The 15,887-nt window shown below is 49.4% G+C and carries 17 protein-coding genes; 4 read left to right on the forward strand and 13 right to left on the reverse strand.

What is annotated here, in order from left to right:
• Window positions 1-22: 22 nt before the first annotated feature.
• The 6 genes from ABD796_RS02880 to ABD796_RS02905 form a co-directional block, all read right to left on the reverse strand.
• Window positions 23-814: a tyrosine-protein phosphatase gene (locus ABD796_RS02880; protein ID WP_344902538.1), complete on the reverse strand. Its 792-nt coding sequence runs from the start codon at window positions 812-814 to the stop codon at window positions 23-25.
• Between the two features lie 34 nt (window positions 815-848).
• Window positions 849-1,670, reverse strand: coding sequence for a metallophosphoesterase family protein (locus ABD796_RS02885; protein WP_344902541.1), 822 nt, complete (start codon window positions 1,668-1,670; stop codon window positions 849-851).
• A 199-nt stretch (window positions 1,671-1,869) separates the two neighbouring features.
• Window positions 1,870-2,538, reverse strand: coding sequence for a GntR family transcriptional regulator (locus ABD796_RS02890; protein ID WP_344902544.1), 669 nt, complete (start codon window positions 2,536-2,538; stop codon window positions 1,870-1,872).
• Between the two features lie 137 nt (window positions 2,539-2,675).
• Window positions 2,676-3,980, reverse strand: coding sequence for a glycosyl hydrolase family 28-related protein (locus tag ABD796_RS02895; RefSeq protein WP_344902547.1), 1,305 nt, complete (start codon window positions 3,978-3,980; stop codon window positions 2,676-2,678).
• 539 nt (window positions 3,981-4,519) lie between these two features.
• Window positions 4,520-5,491: an alpha/beta hydrolase gene (locus ABD796_RS02900; protein ID WP_344902550.1), complete on the reverse strand. Its 972-nt coding sequence runs from the start codon at window positions 5,489-5,491 to the stop codon at window positions 4,520-4,522.
• Between the two features lie 96 nt (window positions 5,492-5,587).
• Window positions 5,588-6,184, reverse strand: coding sequence for a TetR/AcrR family transcriptional regulator (locus tag ABD796_RS02905; protein WP_344902553.1), 597 nt, complete (start codon window positions 6,182-6,184; stop codon window positions 5,588-5,590).
• A 144-nt stretch (window positions 6,185-6,328) separates the two neighbouring features.
• Between ABD796_RS02905 and ABD796_RS02910 the strand changes: the two genes are divergently transcribed.
• Both ABD796_RS02910 and ABD796_RS02915 read left to right on the forward strand, forming a co-directional pair.
• A complete protein-coding gene (locus tag ABD796_RS02910; RefSeq protein WP_344902556.1) occupies window positions 6,329-7,156 on the forward strand; it encodes a nuclear transport factor 2 family protein in 828 nt (275 codons plus the stop codon).
• A 44-nt stretch (window positions 7,157-7,200) separates the two neighbouring features.
• Window positions 7,201-7,380 carry a hypothetical protein gene (locus tag ABD796_RS02915; RefSeq protein WP_344902559.1) on the forward strand — a complete coding sequence of 60 codons (180 nt, stop codon included), beginning with the start codon at window positions 7,201-7,203 and terminating at the stop codon, window positions 7,378-7,380.
• Window positions 7,381-7,410: 30 nt separating this feature from the next.
• Here the strand turns inward: ABD796_RS02915 and trxA are convergent, their stop codons facing one another.
• From trxA to ABD796_RS02945, 6 genes are all read right to left on the reverse strand, one after another.
• Window positions 7,411-7,824, reverse strand: coding sequence for a thioredoxin (gene trxA / locus ABD796_RS02920; RefSeq protein ID WP_344902562.1), 414 nt, complete (start codon window positions 7,822-7,824; stop codon window positions 7,411-7,413).
• On the reverse strand, window positions 7,809-8,726 hold the full coding sequence (locus tag ABD796_RS02925; protein WP_344902565.1) for an NAD(P)/FAD-dependent oxidoreductase: 918 nt from the start codon (window positions 8,724-8,726) through the stop codon (window positions 7,809-7,811). The genes trxA and ABD796_RS02925 overlap by 16 nt, the downstream gene beginning before the upstream one ends.
• Window positions 8,727-8,824: 98 nt before the next feature.
• A complete protein-coding gene (locus ABD796_RS02930; protein ID WP_344902568.1) occupies window positions 8,825-9,226 on the reverse strand; it encodes an Rrf2 family transcriptional regulator in 402 nt (133 codons plus the stop codon).
• 350 nt (window positions 9,227-9,576) lie between these two features.
• Window positions 9,577-10,443, reverse strand: coding sequence for an aldo/keto reductase (locus ABD796_RS02935; protein ID WP_344902571.1), 867 nt, complete (start codon window positions 10,441-10,443; stop codon window positions 9,577-9,579).
• A 33-nt stretch (window positions 10,444-10,476) separates the two neighbouring features.
• On the reverse strand, window positions 10,477-10,800 hold the full coding sequence (locus tag ABD796_RS02940) for an ArsR/SmtB family transcription factor (protein WP_344902574.1): 324 nt from the start codon (window positions 10,798-10,800) through the stop codon (window positions 10,477-10,479).
• A gap of 176 nt (window positions 10,801-10,976) precedes the next feature.
• The gene (locus ABD796_RS02945) at window positions 10,977-11,831 is read right to left on the reverse strand and encodes a helix-turn-helix domain-containing protein (RefSeq protein ID WP_344902577.1); all 855 of its coding nucleotides are present in this window, start codon (window positions 11,829-11,831) and stop codon (window positions 10,977-10,979) included.
• Between the two features lie 106 nt (window positions 11,832-11,937).
• Between ABD796_RS02945 and gap the strand changes: the two genes are divergently transcribed.
• A complete protein-coding gene (gene gap, locus ABD796_RS02950) occupies window positions 11,938-12,939 on the forward strand; it encodes a type I glyceraldehyde-3-phosphate dehydrogenase (RefSeq protein ID WP_344902580.1) in 1,002 nt (333 codons plus the stop codon).
• 161 nt (window positions 12,940-13,100) lie between these two features.
• Here the strand turns inward: gap and ABD796_RS02955 are convergent, their stop codons facing one another.
• Complete coding sequence (locus tag ABD796_RS02955; protein WP_344902583.1) at window positions 13,101-14,090, reverse strand: aldo/keto reductase; 990 nt, start codon at window positions 14,088-14,090, stop codon at window positions 13,101-13,103.
• A 343-nt stretch (window positions 14,091-14,433) separates the two neighbouring features.
• Between ABD796_RS02955 and ABD796_RS02960 the strand changes: the two genes are divergently transcribed.
• A complete protein-coding gene (locus tag ABD796_RS02960) occupies window positions 14,434-15,864 on the forward strand; it encodes an MDR family MFS transporter (RefSeq protein ID WP_344902587.1) in 1,431 nt (476 codons plus the stop codon).
• Window positions 15,865-15,887: the final 23 nt, after the last annotated feature.

Raw genomic sequence — 15,887 nt, forward strand, 5'->3', positions numbered from 1 at the left:
TGGGATTGGAAGAAGACTTTGCCTAGCGGAGACAGTAGGCTTGAATGCGTTCTCTGGCGGCTGCATCGATTCCGAATTCGGCCTCCAGATAACGTTCGAATGATCCGTACTTTTCAAGAATGGAAGTCATCGCCGTATCCAGCAGCGCCTGCTTCAGAAGCATCGCATCCTTGAACGATTCGATCTCCTCCTTGCTCACATATTGGATGGCCATCTCGAACAAACTCTCGTGGTAGGAGGTGAGCGTAACATTGGACAGCAGAAAATCCTCGACTGCGGTCTCATAGGGAACACCCAGCGTAAGAAGAATCAGCAGGCTGCCGACGCCCGTCCGGTCGCGGCCTCCCGCGCAATGATGAACGAGGGGCAGGTTGAGCTCCGGCTCGGCAAGCAGCTTCATCAGGAGCTTATAAGCTTCGTTGCCGACGGGCAGCTCCGCGTAGGTCTTCATCAGCATGTCGGCTGTAAAGGCCTTGTGGATGCCGGCTTTGAACATTTGTTCCATCGTAACATGAGGGGAAGATTCGGCTTTCAGATTGGCAGGAATTCTGGAAAGCACGGCCTGCCCGATCGCGGGGTCTGGCTTCAGTTCGGCTTCCGCCCGGTTGCGGTAATCAAGCACGTGCCGGATGCCGAGGCCCTCCAGCACCTGATGGTCGCCTGGCGTCAAGCCCGTCAGCTCGGCGGCACGGTAGAGCAGCCCATGTCTGACCGTTCGCCCATCATCTGTACGGTATCCTCCCATATCGCGGAAATTCATAGCGCCTTCCAGGGAAAGCAAGCAGTCTGGCTGCGGGATTGTTTGCTTCGTCATAAGGTATCGAAATCTCCTGTCTAAAGGAAAGTAATTAGCGTTGTTCGGCTAGTGCCGTCAGTGGAAACCGGAATATTTCCGCGTTCGAAGTCGGCAGAGCGATGGTCGATACGGTGACGCCATTTGAATCGACAGTCACCACGTTATAGCTGCAAGCGTCGAACATGCGGAAGTGCTCGGCTTCAGCCAATTCGCCGCCGAAGGCGGTACCGGATGCAGCCACGCTGAGTATGCCGTGGAACGTACCGACATGGTTGGAATGCACATGCCCTGCCATAATTCCGATGACGTCCGAGCCTGCGAGCACGTCACGGATTGATTCCACATTTTGAAGGCTATCATAGCCAGGCATGTCGATGACCGTCGACAGCGGATGATGGATGGCGACGATCGTTCCGCGAGGAGCCGGTGTGCTGAGTTGTTCGGCCAGCCAAGACAGCTGTTGGTCGTCGATCATGCCGTTGTGGTGGCCCGGAATTTGCGAGTTCAGTCCGATGAGACGAAGACCGTCGATCGTATGCGAATAGTAGTAGGCTTCTTCGGACGAGGTTTCGCCCAGATACCCTTCACGGAAAGGGGCCCGGTGGTCATGGTTGCCCAGAATGACATAGACGGGTGCGCCGAGCATAGCGGAGCCTTCGTCAACCAGTTTGCGAATGTAGGCGTAATCGGCGCTGTCTCCTTCATGGGCCAGGTCGCCGGTAATAAGCACGAACGAAGGCCGAAGGCCGGATTGGTGAATATGGCTGAAAACACGGCGGACTTTATCCGCCAACTGAAGCTTCGCAAAGAGGTTCTCTTTGTCGGGAGCATTCAGATGAGTATCCGTGAGGTGTACGAATTGAATAGGGTTCATGAGTATAGCCTCCAGTTAAAAAGTGTGGTCGTTAATCTTGTATACAAGAATCATATATCTTGTATGTAAGATGAGTGTTAACAGCATGTAAGGAATTTATGAAGAGATCGCTTCGTCTGTCGGAGCGTGCAGCGGAGGAATGACAAAAAAACCTCGCGGCTTCGGGCAGGAAGTCGCGAGGTTTGCTAGGCGTGCTCATTCATGAGTGAGGGGAAGAGTTCGTTTTAAGACCGATCCGCAGCAAATCCTCCCGTAATTTTCGTTTGGCTTCGAGGATCGCCATCTTGGCTTCCCGGTAATTTTTTTCGCAGAGAAAACGGTAAATGTCCGCATACAGCTTTTTTCCGGTATAAGGGCGATGCTTGCCCTCCTGTGAGCGATGAGCGACAACATAGAACAAAATTTTATCTTTGTAACGATCGAAGGTCTGCTCCATACATCGGTTATCCAGCATTGCGAGAAGCGTCCGCATGAACAACAGCCCGTTCTCATAGTAATCGCGGTCTCTTTTCTCAACACTCGCCTCTGTCAACCGGTCCAAATACTTCTTAAACGAATCCAGATCCAGCTCATATGCATACTCGTCAAACTGATCGAGTGCGTAGACGTACAAGGCATTCAACAAATCGAACATATCGAACAGTTCCCGGGCATCGACCTCTTTCACCAGGATGCCCCGTTTATTCAGCGTTTCGACGAAGCCGTCCTTCTCCAACTGGGTGATCGCCGCCCGTACGGGTGTACGACTCATGTTCAGCTTGCCGGCAAGGTCGCTCTCCGAGAGAAGATGACCCGGCAAGTATTGTCCACTCAACAGATTTTGACGAATTTCCTGATAAGCGATATCTACAAGAGGCAGGTCTGACATGATTGAAGCTCCTTAGATGATAAAATGATCCATACTTGAACTTTCATTCTAGTATATCTCATAGGGGAGGCTAGGAGCAATGAACGTCATGTCATCCTACCTTGAAACGTTTCCACGCTTTCCGCAATACGTCATCGTTATGGACTGACGGTAATCGAGTTGTTGGACAGCATAATGTTGTAATTGGACGGCTGAACATCGATAGCCTTATTCGCTACAGTGCCGGTGTTGCCGGTCACCAAAATATCATGATGAACCATCCCGCTTACATAGGTCGACAACAGGATACCGCTGCCGTTTGGACGGGCTGCTGTTAGTTGATTATTTGAAATAAGTCCGGAATCGGCATTTTGCCATGTCCAAATGCTGTTGACAAAATGATTAATCTTATTCGAGGAAATTGTGAAATTAGAAACGTTGCCGATCCGAATACCCGAAGTGCCTGCTACGTTGCTGTACACAGCGTTCGATACGGAATTGTTGGCGATCGTCGTATTATGAATAACGTCGTCACCAGCGGCCAATTCGATACCAGCGTAGTAGGCGCCGATGCCGGCGATGGTATTGTTCGTTACCGTCGTGTTGTTTCCGTACACGCTTATACCCGAGTACATGTCGGAGAAGGCTAGCGCTCCGTTATCGACGACAGCGTAATAGTTATCGTTGTGGAAGCTGTTTATGATCGTATTGCTATCAACCGTTATGCCGTTAGCTTGTAATTTGACAGCCCGCTTCGCGTTATGGTCAAACAAGTTGTTGTATATAAGTCCGTGCACGTCGTAATTGTTCGTCGTTAGCCAATCCTCAACTTGGTAAAAGATACCATCCCCATCGTCAGCCGGAGAAATGTGATGAATGTAACTATTGGTGATGGCCACATAACGACCCAATGCTTCGTTCGAGTTGTATGTAACCGTTACGTATATGCCCCTTGAAATAGCCGATCCGTTCCCGTGCAGGGAACTAATATTTCGAATTGTGCAGTGATCGATCGTAATATATTCGGTATTGCCATAGATCATGATACCGACGACGGTTTGCTTGTAAGACGGGCTATTCGGATCATTGGGCTGGGAAGCGTTCTCCACAATCGAATGAAGGATGGATGTGTGACTGGAGCCGGGCTGAATGGCCAGCACGCGATTGACCGCATTGTTCCCGTCGAATCGGATACCGGTTATCGTCGTGTTGTTCCCGTAAATATCCGCCAATGTCCAGCCAAACAAGGACGGGTTCGCCCGGATCGTTGCACCGTTGGTACCAATAACAGATGTATTCTCCTCGATGATCAACCCTTTTGTTTGGTCGACCAAATACGTTCCGCCGTTCAAGTGCACTTCCACTATGCCTGCATACCCGGCAACGGCTCGGAACGCTGCGTTCAACGCGTCGGTATCGTCGTGCACGCCATCCCCGACTGCCCCGAAATCGGCAACGTTCAATTTGGTTACCCCCCCGGATGATTCCGCATGCGCTTCGCGTACCAAGGAACTTGCGGACAACAACAGCATGATAGTGAGTAAAAGCAACTGCCTGTAACCCTTTCTTGTCATGTTCAACATCCTCTCCCAATTGAGATTATTCCGGCCCGCCTTGCCCGTTCAGACCAAACGGATTTTCGCAACGGTCATGCCGGCCTTTTTTTGCATTCAAGGGACCTTTGAAAGCGCATACAGTTTAGGATACATTCATGATTCAAGCAACCCCCTCCAATGTTGCAATCGTGCGTTCTTGACCTATGTTAGCCTACAATCGCCTGTTCCGTACGACAAATGGTTACTGCCGAAGCACGAATTATTACTTGTTGCTTCGTCGGCGCGGTCTACCTTTTCCTGCAACCGATTTGTCGGGTTTTGAAAGCTATTCTGAATCGATAAATGGAATCAGAGCCCGCAGGAATCGCAAAAAAAGGGGGGTCCGGCCTTCATCAAGCAGATGAAGCCGTGCCCACCCTTTCTTATTGACCCGCCACGACTAAAAATCAAAGTAGCTCTAAAGCTTTCAGTAAGGCGTATTCGCTTGATTTGGCGCCTTCTTGTGAATAATGGGCATTCGGAAACATGGGAGACAAGTGATGATATCCGGGGTAGACATGGAATTCAACGGAGACCCCGTCAAAGGCCAGTTGTTTTGCAAATAATAGGGCTTCATCTATGAACAGATCGATGCTGCCTATACTTATATAAGTAGGCGGCAAGTCTGCCAGTGATTGTGCACGCGCAGGCACGTAATACTCGCTTACCCCCTCCTGACCCGGCTCATGTCCCAATACGGATTTCCAGCCAAAATAGTTGCTTGGCTTGGTCCAAACAAATTCTCCCGCGTAGGGATGATCGGCCGTAATACTCGTACGGTCATCGAGCATGGGACTGCGCAGTCTCAGATGATGAATCTCAAATTCCTTCTGATCGCGAATGTACAGCGCCAGACCAGCCGCCAACCCGGCGCCGGCACTTGAGCCCACAAGGGCGACTTTCCGAGGATCGATTCCGAGCTGCTCCGCATGTTCAACACACCATTTTAGACCCGAATAACAATCTTGAAGCTGACTTGGCTGCACATGCTCCGGCGCCAGACGGTAATATACGGACACACAGCAAAAACCATGCTGCGCAGCAAGGGCCGCATTCCCCGGACGATCACCGACCGGACTCCCCAAAACCATCCCCCCGCCGTGAATCGAATAATAAAGGGGCATTTTATCATGCTTTGGCTGCTTGGGCTTGGTGATCTCGATTCGAATGTCCGGCCCGCCAAAATAACTCGGCACTGTTTTTTCTTCAAAGGTAACGGGGAACATCTGCGTGATATCGATTTGCGGCAGCATTTGCGATTGCTTCTTGCGTGATTCCATCAATACAGATTCGCTAAGATCCGTTGTCGGGAATAAATCAACGGCGCTGATCACTTCCGGATCAATCAAATGTCTGCTTCTACTTGGTTGCTTACTCATTGTCGACTCCTCTCTTTGTGTCAAAATTCGGACCGGGCATCTCTATAGCTCGTCTAAAGTGTGTCCTCTGCTCCTAAAATGTAAACAAAGTTACGATTATTCGATACCGGCGACTTTCAAATGCCCGTAGGCCGCCAGTCTGCTAAACTGTGATGAAACTTCGCCAGCAGGAAGAGGCTGATCGTTCTTAATCCACCAAATGAGAACTCCCATAAAAGACGATACAAGATATTCGAGCAGCAATTCCTTGGATATTGCTAAAGCGGATTGTCCTGCAGCGGGATTCACCCCCTCATTTAGCTTCTCTTTTATGATGTTCTCCATCTTCTCCCGGAACGCATAGATCCGATTCTCTTCCACTAGCATGGCTCGGTAAAAAGAAGTGTTGCGCGCAATGTGCTCCAATACGGCTTGCATGACGGTCTCGAGTTTAGAGATACTGTAAGGTTTCATGGTGATCGGACACGGAACGATTACATGCTTCACTTCGCTCAACAACTCATCCATACATCGATTTAATAAGTCGGGTTTATTTTCGTAGTGAAGATAAAACGTGTTTCGATTGATCATAGCCCGATCGGCAATATCCTGGATCGTTATCGCTTCATATCCTTTTTGTTGAATAAGCTCATAAAAAGCCGTTCGAATCGATTGCTTGGTTCGCAGTATTCTCAGATCCACTTTCTTGCTCATCTGTTCTCTCCTTGAAAAAAAATTTGAGTCGTTAAGCGACAAAGCGATTGGAATTGTATGTTATGCTTCAAAACCAAAACGATTAAATATTGAGCGCTGCATTCACCCCCATTATAATGAACAAAAAGATAAATAAACAACAATATGTTCATTATTTATCTAATGACTATTCATACAAAAGGAGCGATTCCCATGACGCTAAACAATCAACACGAGCTTGTCCTGAAAGCCATCGCCGTGCTGGAAAGCTTGGAAAGCGGCCAACCCGAAGCCATCATGAATTACATCCATCCGGAGCAATATGTTCAACACAACCAGGCTTTGCCCGACGGTCGCGCGGCCATGCTTGGCGCACTTGATCATCTGAAGGAAGCAGGTACTAAGGTCAGCATTAAGCGTACTTTAGTCGATGGAGATTATGTGGTTCTTCATTCCGTATATGATTTTCACGGCCCTAAAATCGGCTTTGATATTTTCCGTTTTGAGAATGGATTCATCGTCGAGCATTGGGACAACTTGCAAGAAATGGCGGAGAAAACACCAAGCCATCATACGATGATTGACGGACCGGTCACGATTACCGATATCGACAAGACGGATGCGAATAAAGCCTTTGTCCAATGTTTTGTCGAGGATATCATGATCGCGAAAAACCTGAGCCTGCTTGCCGCTTACTTTGACGAGGATCATTATATTCAGCATAATCCGCATATTGCGGACGGCCTTTCCGGTCTAGGTGCCGCAGTGCGGGCCATGGAGGAGCAGCGTATTGAAATGCAATACACCCGTGTTCACCGCGTTATCGGTCAGGGCAATTTTGTGCTTACGGTAAGCGAGGGTCACATCAATGGAGAGCCTAACGCTTTCTACGATTTGTTCCGCGTGGAGAACGGAAAGATCGCCGAGCATTGGGACGTAATCGAAGCGATGCTGCCGCCAGAAAAGCGAAAAAACTCGAACAGCCGATTTTAATGCTTTTATAACGGAATCGCAAGAAAGGCGGCTCGCTATCACGAATGTCCTGGCGCGTGGCTGCGATTGAAGGGGTAAAAAGCGATGAAATGAATGCAGCGGTGGTTCAAGAAGCAGAACCACCGCTGAAGCAATTCGATTCCATTAGCGAAGGGAAAGGCGAATATCTCCCTTCGAGTAAAAAATCTCTCGGGAAACATTCGCCGCAAGTTCGGAGCTTGTAAAAATAGTTCCTCAGGCTGAGGATCCAATTGTTAATGGGAAGCAACGAGCTGCTGCAAGACACCTAGCGGCAGCAAGCCTACTTCATTATATAGAGGCTTTCCGTCTTTGAATATAATCGTTGCCGGTATGCTCATAATCTGAAATTGCGAAGAAGTTACCGGGTTTTCGTCTACATTCACTTTAACGACTGCAAGGGAACCGTTTGCTTCCTTTTCGAACTGTTCCAGAACAGGCGCAAACGTTCTGCACGGACCACACCAAGGAGCCCAAAAATTCACTACGGTTATACCTTCTTTTTGTACCAGCGTATGGAAAGTAGCATCATTTGCATGTTGAATAGCCATCTTCATCATCCCTTTCAAAAGTATTCCTCTGCTCATTTTGACAAACAAACGATTACCAGAAGCAGCTTCAGCTTGATTCCTTGCTATTCGCGCAGCCATGCCTCTTTGTTCAGTTCATTGTTTGCTGCCGCCGCAGCCATTGACCCCGAAGCGGCCGCGGCAATAGCTTGATGCATCTGCGAGGCCGCGTCCCCCGCAGCGTAAATGCCGGGAACGCTCGTTTTTCCAAACTCGTCGACGGAAACAACTCCCGCTTCCGTGACGCGGCAGCCTAGCGACTGCGGCAAGTCCGATCCCGGTACCAGCTCGGGCTTGAAGAAGATTCCCGTACACGGTATCGTCGTCCCATCTTCGAGCACGACTTGCTTCACCATGCCGGCGCTGGAATCGATCGAGCGAATGGGGGAATCGAACAGCGGCACTTGATGGTTGCGCAGTTCCTCGCGCTCGGCCTCGCTCAGCTCGTCGGGCCCGTTCGTGCAAACAACAAACCGCTTCGTCCACCCCGACAGAAGCGGAGCGAAGTGCATCAGCATGGACCCTCTGTTTATGACAACCAACGGCTCGTCTCTTAATTCATAACCGTCGCAATAAGGACAGACGAACGCGCTTTTCCCGTATACCTCGGACAGACCCGGAATATCCAGCGGCCGATCCTTCATGCCGACGGCAAAGAGCAGCTTGCGGCTGGTAATCGTCTTTCCTTGCGCCGTCTTCAGAACAAAGTTGCCATCCTCCCCCTCAATCGACAACACCGTATCTTCTACCGGCGATACGGACGGATAATGGCCCAACTGTTCCTTTGCGAGGCGGCGAAATTCGCTCGGACTGATCCCGTCGCGTGTCAGAAATCCGTGCGTCTCGCGAGTCACCGCATTACGGGGACGCCCCTCGTCAATGACGGCCACTTGCTTTCTGGCACGCCCCAGGATGAGAGCGGCGCTCAAACCGGCCGGTCCTCCACCGATAATCGCTACGTCCACAAACTTTTCATTGTCCATCTCGAAATCCCTCCTTGTAAATCTCCATGTGAACATTCGTCTACAACACAGACTTTAAAGACTCTAGTTATCTGTAATTGGTTGAAAAAAAAGAGGTGTTACATAACGATATTCATGTCCCGCACAAGATCCGACATTTTCTGATTTCTCAAATGTTCTTCCATCTTCTCTTCTGCCGATAACACCACCTTTTGAATCAGGCATTCCGGTCCGTGTTCGAAGCTGCAGTCGAACAAAGAGGCCGACCCTTCAATCGCGTGAATAATATCAAGGAACGAGATACTTTCCCAATCTCGTCTGAGCCGATAACCGCCACGAACACCCGTTATCGATTCAATCATGCCCGCCTTCACCAGCTTGGTCAGTATTTTGGACAAATAGGTTGGAGACACATTTTGCCGCTCTGCCAACTGCTGCACACCCACTGGTTTTAGGGGAGTGGCCGCAGCAAGAAAGAGCATCGTATGGAGGGCGTAGTCGGTAGCCTTGGAGTATTTCATTCATCATCACCTCCATCAAGGACTTCACATATCTATAATATACATTATTCTCCCTAACGTCAAGGAGAACGATACGCGCTATTTTTTTTCATCTGCTGAGCCCCCGCAGTTAACGAAACTTCCCCTTGCTCAAAATCCACGCAGAGGAAAAAAACCTTGCCGCACGCGTGATACCGTTCACCGGACCACGTGCAGCAAGGCGTTTGAACTTAAAAGGGAAACGAACAGCAGCAGCCCGGCGAAGAGCAGCACATTCACGATGACTTTTCCGGACCCGCTAACGAGTCTAAAAAAACCAAATAAGACACCACTCGTTCAGGAGCCTTGGGTATGAACTTTCGTTTTTCATACTACTTAATAAACAGTTTTGTTAGTCCAACAAAAATCGGATTGACTTGGTACCCCTTTGGGTCTACCGAATTTCTTTTTCCCGTGTCCAATTTCGCAATTTGCCGCATTTCCTCCTCGCTCAAATCGAAATCGAATAGATCCATATTTTCTTTTATTCGACGAGGGTTCGAAGACTTCGGAATGATGATGGTATCGCGATTCAAATGCCAACGTAATACAACTTGTCCAACCGTCTTTTGATGACTGCGTGCAATCGTTTGCAGCGTGTCATTTTCAAACAAAGACTTATTCCCCTGCCCCAACGGTCCCCATGCTTCATGCAAAATGTGATGGCGTGCCATATACTCGCGCAGCTTTTGCTGTTGAAATGCGGGATGCGTCTCAATTTGATTAATCATCGGCATCACTTTTGCCTGCTTCTTTACATGCTCGAAATGCTCGATCTCAAAGTTCGCTACGCCTATAACTCTTATTTTACCTTCTGCATATAAGTCCTCTAATGCCCTCCAAGACTCGATATAATGGGGACCGGCAAAATGAATGAGATACATATCCAAATATGTCGTATTGAGCTTTTTACAGCTCTTTTCAAAAGCCCTTATGGTTTGTTCATACCCCAAATCCGTTGTCCACACTTTGGAGGTCAGGAAAAAATCTTTTCTGTCAATCCCGCTATTCCCGATCGCATGCCCCAACGCTTCTTCATTGCCGTAAATACGGGCCGTATCGAAATGACGATATCCGGCATGAATCGCCTCTTGAATGATTTTTTCAAAACTCCCGTTCTTATCTTGCTTGATTTTATATACGCCGAATCCCAATTGAGGAATTTGAACTCCATTGACAGCCTCCATGAACCGGCTCATGTGCATTCTCCTTTACATGGTGATCCCATCCTGTTATTCGCATAGCAACAAAACCTGGTCAATCAAGCTTCGTACATTCAGCATGGCGTTTCTGGCGTTCAGTCGATAATAATTTTTTGTCCCCTCTTTATGAACGCTTACGATGCCAGCATTCTTTAGTACACGAAGATGATGAGATATAGCAGGGCGAGACAGATGGGTAAGCCGTTCGATCTCCCCCACTCGCATGCCCGGGCTCTGCGTTCCTTGACTCAGAGAAATTAAAATGGATTGGCGTGTTTCATTGCCGATAGCCACAAGCACGTCCTGATTCTTTTTAAAGTCGTACATCATTTGACTCGTCGCATCCTGCCCCATTGTGTTCCTCCTTATCAAGCGGTTTAAAGCCATGAATGTGAATAGCTTACCATAAGGTTCGGATCGATATTACATTGGTAAAGAAAATCGAGATCATTCATGGAACCAAAAATGACCCACAAGATGGTCACTTCTTTGCAAAGTGTCTATCTTCAGGGTCACAAAAGCCCAATCTCTTATTGAGCATTGGAGAACTGGCGGGAGATATTCCGGTATTCGGTCGGAGTCATCCCTCTCTTAGCTGTAAATTGTTTGATGAAGTAAGTGTCATACTCAAACCCGGTGGCTCGCGCAATTTCGTTCAAGCTCATACCTGTATGGGTGAGAAGATCAGATGCCACTTTCAAACGGTGCGATAGCAAATATCCCATCGCCGTACATCCGCATCTTTCCTGAAACTGTTTATTAAGCGACACGCGATTCAAGTGTGCGCATTTCGTTACATCTTCCAAGGTGACTTTATCGGAATAATGGGTGTGTATATAGTCCAGCACTAAATCAACGGGGGATTGTTCGCTATGGCGGTTCAAATCCTCAAGCAAGCCCAATATCTGAATGAGATATTTTTTGATTCTGCACGCCCAGCGCGCATCGCTTTGTGCATACACTTCGGTTCCAAGCACAAAAAACCACTCCAATAATTGCGGATAGGCTTTCTCGGTAACAACAGGTACTCCGGTTCGTGTCGGATTGTCCTGAAAAAGCGAAAGTCCTGTTTGTATGTTCGGACGGGCTGGAAAGTAGTCCTCCGTTTCGGAAACCGGGATGCTATTGAGAAAATCGGGATGATAACGGAATGATTGCGCGGAGACGTTATGCTTCTCAAGTATTTGTATCGTATCCTCTTCGGACAAACAAAGAACGCCAGGCGCAGAAACTGTAATCGGGCGTTCGTTGAGTACCCCGTTTAGGCTGCCGGACGTAACAAAAATGAAAGTAAGCCGCTCCGGATAGGGAAGAGACGTCAAATCCTCGACGGCAACAAATTCAATAGGTACCGTTCTGTTTTTGTGGCGGTCCAATTGCGGCATGGTTCTCTCCTGACAGATAGTATAGTCAATTGCTTCACTTCTAACAGTGTACCACAACGATTCGAGGGATATAATTGATGAAAGACGAAGAAAGGCGGTTATTATTATGGCAATCCATATTGCAATAAATGGTTTCGGCAGAATTGGCAGGCTTGCCTTCCGGCAGCTTTTTGATGCGGAAGGATATCGGATTGCGGCCATCAATGACCTGACAAGTCCGAAGATGCTCGCACATTTGCTAAAGCACGACACAACGCAGGGACAGTACAACGAAAAAATCGGTTACACGGATAACAGCTTAACCGTGAACGGTGTAGATATTCCGATTTATGCCGAAAGAGAACCCGGCAAACTCCCGTGGAAACAATTGCAAATTGATGTGGTTCTAGAGTGCACAGGCTTGTTCGCATCAAAAAAAGCGTCTGCAGCTCATATCGAGGCAGGGGCTAAAAAAGTGGTCATCTCAACCGTTGCCGGGAAAGATGTTCCCACTATTGTATATGGCGTGAATGAACGCACGCTGACTAAAGAGGATACTATTGTTTCGGCCGCATCCTGCACCACGAACTGCCTGGCTCCAATGGTCTATTACTTGAACGAGCTTGCCCCGATAAAGAAAGGATTTATGACGACGATACACGCCTATACAAACGACCAGAATACCCTTGACGGCCCTCACGCCAAAGGCGATTTGCGCCGGGCGCGCTCTGCGGCGGGCAACATCATCCCAACGTCAACCGGGGCGGCAAAAGCGATCGGCCTCGTCATTCCTTCTTTGGATGGCAAACTCGATGGCGTCTCCCAAAGAGTGCCGGTTATGGACGGCTCCCTAACAGAATTGACAGCCGTCGTGGACGGTTCCGTAACCGCGGAACAGGTCAACGAGAAGATGGAGCAATCCCAGTCGGAGCAATATGGATATACAGAGGAAGAGCTTGTTTCGTCCGATATTATCGGCATGACTTACGGCAGCTTGTTTGACGCTACGCAAACAAAAGTAACGGAGCTGGGAACCGATACGCTGGTAAAAATAGCGGCATGGTACGATAACGAAAATTCCTTTACGAGCCAAATGGTTCGCACAGCCAAGTACTTGGCGGAATTGTGAAGGCTGACCCATCGCTGAATCATGATTGACAGAAAAAACACTGATGAAGAAACGTTCATCAGTGTTTTCCACTTGAAGCTTGTGCTGTCCGAATCTCTTCTCCAGCTGAACCAGGCGGATGTTTGTGTAGCAGCGCTTGCTGCCCGTTCACTCGATCGCTCTTACGGCCTGCCGTCTTTCGTCCCGTACTCGATATACTGGGCAGTCTGCTCATCCAGCCGCAATTCCCCCGCTCGGCAGCAATCTGCAAGCTGCTCCGGCGTACGCGGCCCCACAATCGGAATGACCGGAAAGGGCCGCGCATACAAGCAGGCGAGCGCAACGACGCCTGTTGTCTCCCCGAGCTGCTCGGCGACCTCGCGGACGCGATCATAACGTTCGTAGTTCGCTTCACTGCCGTAAAGCGCCTGCACCGAAGGTTTGCCCCCGTTAATCGTTCCAGGTGACGGACGATCGTAACGCCCCCCGAAAAATCCGCCGGCTTGCGCCGAGAACGGCGCCAAGGCAAGGCCAGTCTGCCGGTGATACCGTTCGGTCTCCTCATCCATAACCACGATTGTGGAATCCGCCATTTGCTCCCGATTCGGCTCAGCGAGACTCCACATGATTTGACTGGCGCAAAATCCCGGCTTGCCACTTGCCTGTGCGAGCTGTTGCACCTCCACAATCCGTGACACCGTCCAGTTCGAGCAAGCGAAATAGCGGATTTTTCCGGCCTCCACCGCCTCTACCAGCACTTGCCAGATGTCCTCTGCGGGAACAGACAGGTCGTCACGATGCAACCAGTACAAATCAATGCAGTCCGTCTGTAGATTGCGCAAACTGCTGTGCAGATCGTCCATGATGTCGGCGCGGGACAAACGGAAAAACCGTTCCGTCGACGGACACGCTCCCTTAGTGCCGACCACGATTCGGCCGAAAGCGTTTCGGTCCTTCATCCATTTTCCAATCGTTTTCTCGCTCACGCTTTTGATCTCGCAAGCCCAATCGGCATAGTTTCGCGACGTATCGAGAAACGTGCCGCCGAGCTCCACAAATTGATCTAGCAGCCGAAACGAAGCCGCTTCGTCAATGCTGCTGCCAAGCGGCGAAGTGCCGAGGCACAGTGAAGAAACGGTCAGTTCAGTGTTCGGAATCGCGGTTAACCGCATGGTCCTTCCCTCCTCCCGCGATAGCCGGTTTGGCTCTCGTCGCGGATTTCAGGATCATCATAACAAACCTCAACACTTATGAAAACGTTTTTTCACCTGCTTAGGAACTGCTCGGCCCAGAAGAACCCGGGTATCGCTCGGCAAATAGCCGTTGAACCAGTTCGGATTCGGCGATTTCACGCTGACATGTAAATACCAGTACACTTGATCGCCCTGTTGGGATGAAATCTTAAGAGGATGTTCGATGTTAAGGAGACATTTTCACAACGAACATTGTTCTTTACGAACATTGTTCGTTGTGATATAACTAATGTGTCACAAGGAAACGAAGATCGATACTAACATGGAAAGGAGAGTGACCTTTTTGAGCGATCACGCACGGGCCGTTTCATCGGAGTTTTCGATCAGACAGATTCTTCCGACCTTATTGGCCATTGCCAGCGGGATGTTTCTCGTCATATTGGACAGCACCGTCATGAATGTTGCCATTCCCAAGCTCGTCGACCATTTCGGCACCACGCTTGGAACGATTCAATGGGTCATTACCGCGTACACACTCGCCCTTGCTGCCGTCATTCCTTTGGCTGGATGGTTTTCTGACCGATTCGGGGCGAAAAAAGTATTCTTATCCAGCATCGTGTTGTTTGTGATTAGTTCGGTATTATGTACGCTTGCCCAAACTCCCGAGCAGCTGATTGTGTATCGGATCATTCAGGGGTTAGGCGGAGGAATGGTTGCTCCTATCGGGATCGCGACAACCTTTCGAATAGCTCCGCCAGAAAAACGGGGATCGATTATGGGCATATTGGGCATTCCGATGCTTCTGGCCCCTATCTTGGGCCCCATTCTATCCGGTTCCTTGATTGAATACGTCAATTGGCATTGGATCTTCATTATTAATTTGCCGGTCGGTATGCTTGCCTTCTTCATGGCGTTCAAGTATCTTCCGGCAACAAGCCCGAGCAAGGAAATGAAATTGGATGTGAGAGGAGCGGTCCTTGCCCCTGTAGCATTTGCCTCGCTTGTATTCAGTATCCATCAGGGAGGCGAAAAAGGTTGGTCGGACGGGCTGGCCCTGGCTACGCTGGCGATTGGCGTCGCGACGCTGCTCCTTTTTATCGTAGTTGAACTTAGGCAAAAGCAGCCGCTGCTGGAGCTGCGAGTATTCCGTTCGCTGCCGTTTTTTCACGGAGCGATTCTTGCCTGGCTGAATCAAATCGCCTTGTTCGGCAGCCTGCTTCTCTTCCCGTTGTATCTCCAGCAGATTAAAGGACTATCGCCATTTGAAGCTGGTCTGTACGTTATTCCTCAAGCGATTATGTCCACCATAGGGATTAATATTGGCGGCAAATTGTTTGACAAATATGGCGCCCGTCCGGTAGTCATCGCGGGAATAAGTTCCTTGTTGGGAGCCTTGCTCGCCCTGACGCAGATTTCAGCCCAGACCGGTTCTATTTATCTATTGATCAGTTTTGCTTTTGTCGGTCTTGGTCAAGGCTTGACGCTGATGCAAATCAACTCCCATATCCTGAAGCTGGCTCCGCGGGAGTTGGTCAGCAGGGTGACGCCAATCACGACTTCGGCACAGCAGATTATGTCCTCCTTTGGCATAACGATTACGACGGCGTACTTGTCTCGGCAGTTGAAGCACCTGTCTTCCGATGCATCGGCTGACCTTGGCATCGCATTCGGCCATACGTTTTGGATTACGGCCGGAGTAGCCGGTCTGGCACTGCTCGTCAGTCTGTTCCTCCACAAAGAAAAAAAGCTTTGAACTTCACATGCTTGTACACGTTG

The sequence above is a fragment of the Paenibacillus hodogayensis genome (assembly GCF_039536325.1).
Classification (GTDB): Bacteria; Bacillota; Bacilli; order Paenibacillales; family NBRC-103111; genus Paenibacillus_AB; species Paenibacillus_AB hodogayensis.

Coding starts and splice junctions, on each gene's coding strand:
- ABD796_RS02930 (WP_344902568.1), bottom strand. CDS start 9,226: ATGAAATACTCCAAGGCTACCGACTACGCCCTCCATACGATGCTCTTT.
- ABD796_RS02905 (WP_344902553.1), bottom strand. CDS start 6,184: ATGAGCAAGAAAGTGGATCTGAGAATACTGCGAACCAAGCAATCGATT.
- gap (WP_344902580.1), top strand. CDS start 11,938: ATGGCAATCCATATTGCAATAAATGGTTTCGGCAGAATTGGCAGGCTT.
- ABD796_RS02915 (WP_344902559.1), top strand. CDS start 7,201: ATGTCCTGGCGCGTGGCTGCGATTGAAGGGGTAAAAAGCGATGAAATG.
- ABD796_RS02880 (WP_344902538.1), bottom strand. CDS start 814: ATGACGAAGCAAACAATCCCGCAGCCAGACTGCTTGCTTTCCCTGGAA.
- trxA (WP_344902562.1), bottom strand. CDS start 7,824: ATGGCTGCGCGAATAGCAAGGAATCAAGCTGAAGCTGCTTCTGGTAAT.
- ABD796_RS02960 (WP_344902587.1), top strand. CDS start 14,434: ATGGAAAGGAGAGTGACCTTTTTGAGCGATCACGCACGGGCCGTTTCA.
- ABD796_RS02910 (WP_344902556.1), top strand. CDS start 6,329: ATGTTCATTATTTATCTAATGACTATTCATACAAAAGGAGCGATTCCC.
- ABD796_RS02890 (WP_344902544.1), bottom strand. CDS start 2,538: ATGTCAGACCTGCCTCTTGTAGATATCGCTTATCAGGAAATTCGTCAA.
- ABD796_RS02945 (WP_344902577.1), bottom strand. CDS start 11,831: ATGCCGCAATTGGACCGCCACAAAAACAGAACGGTACCTATTGAATTT.
- ABD796_RS02885 (WP_344902541.1), bottom strand. CDS start 1,670: ATGAACCCTATTCAATTCGTACACCTCACGGATACTCATCTGAATGCT.
- ABD796_RS02900 (WP_344902550.1), bottom strand. CDS start 5,491: ATGAGTAAGCAACCAAGTAGAAGCAGACATTTGATTGATCCGGAAGTG.
- ABD796_RS02955 (WP_344902583.1), bottom strand. CDS start 14,090: ATGCGGTTAACCGCGATTCCGAACACTGAACTGACCGTTTCTTCACTG.
- ABD796_RS02935 (WP_344902571.1), bottom strand. CDS start 10,443: ATGAGCCGGTTCATGGAGGCTGTCAATGGAGTTCAAATTCCTCAATTG.
- ABD796_RS02940 (WP_344902574.1), bottom strand. CDS start 10,800: ATGGGGCAGGATGCGACGAGTCAAATGATGTACGACTTTAAAAAGAAT.
- ABD796_RS02925 (WP_344902565.1), bottom strand. CDS start 8,726: ATGGACAATGAAAAGTTTGTGGACGTAGCGATTATCGGTGGAGGACCG.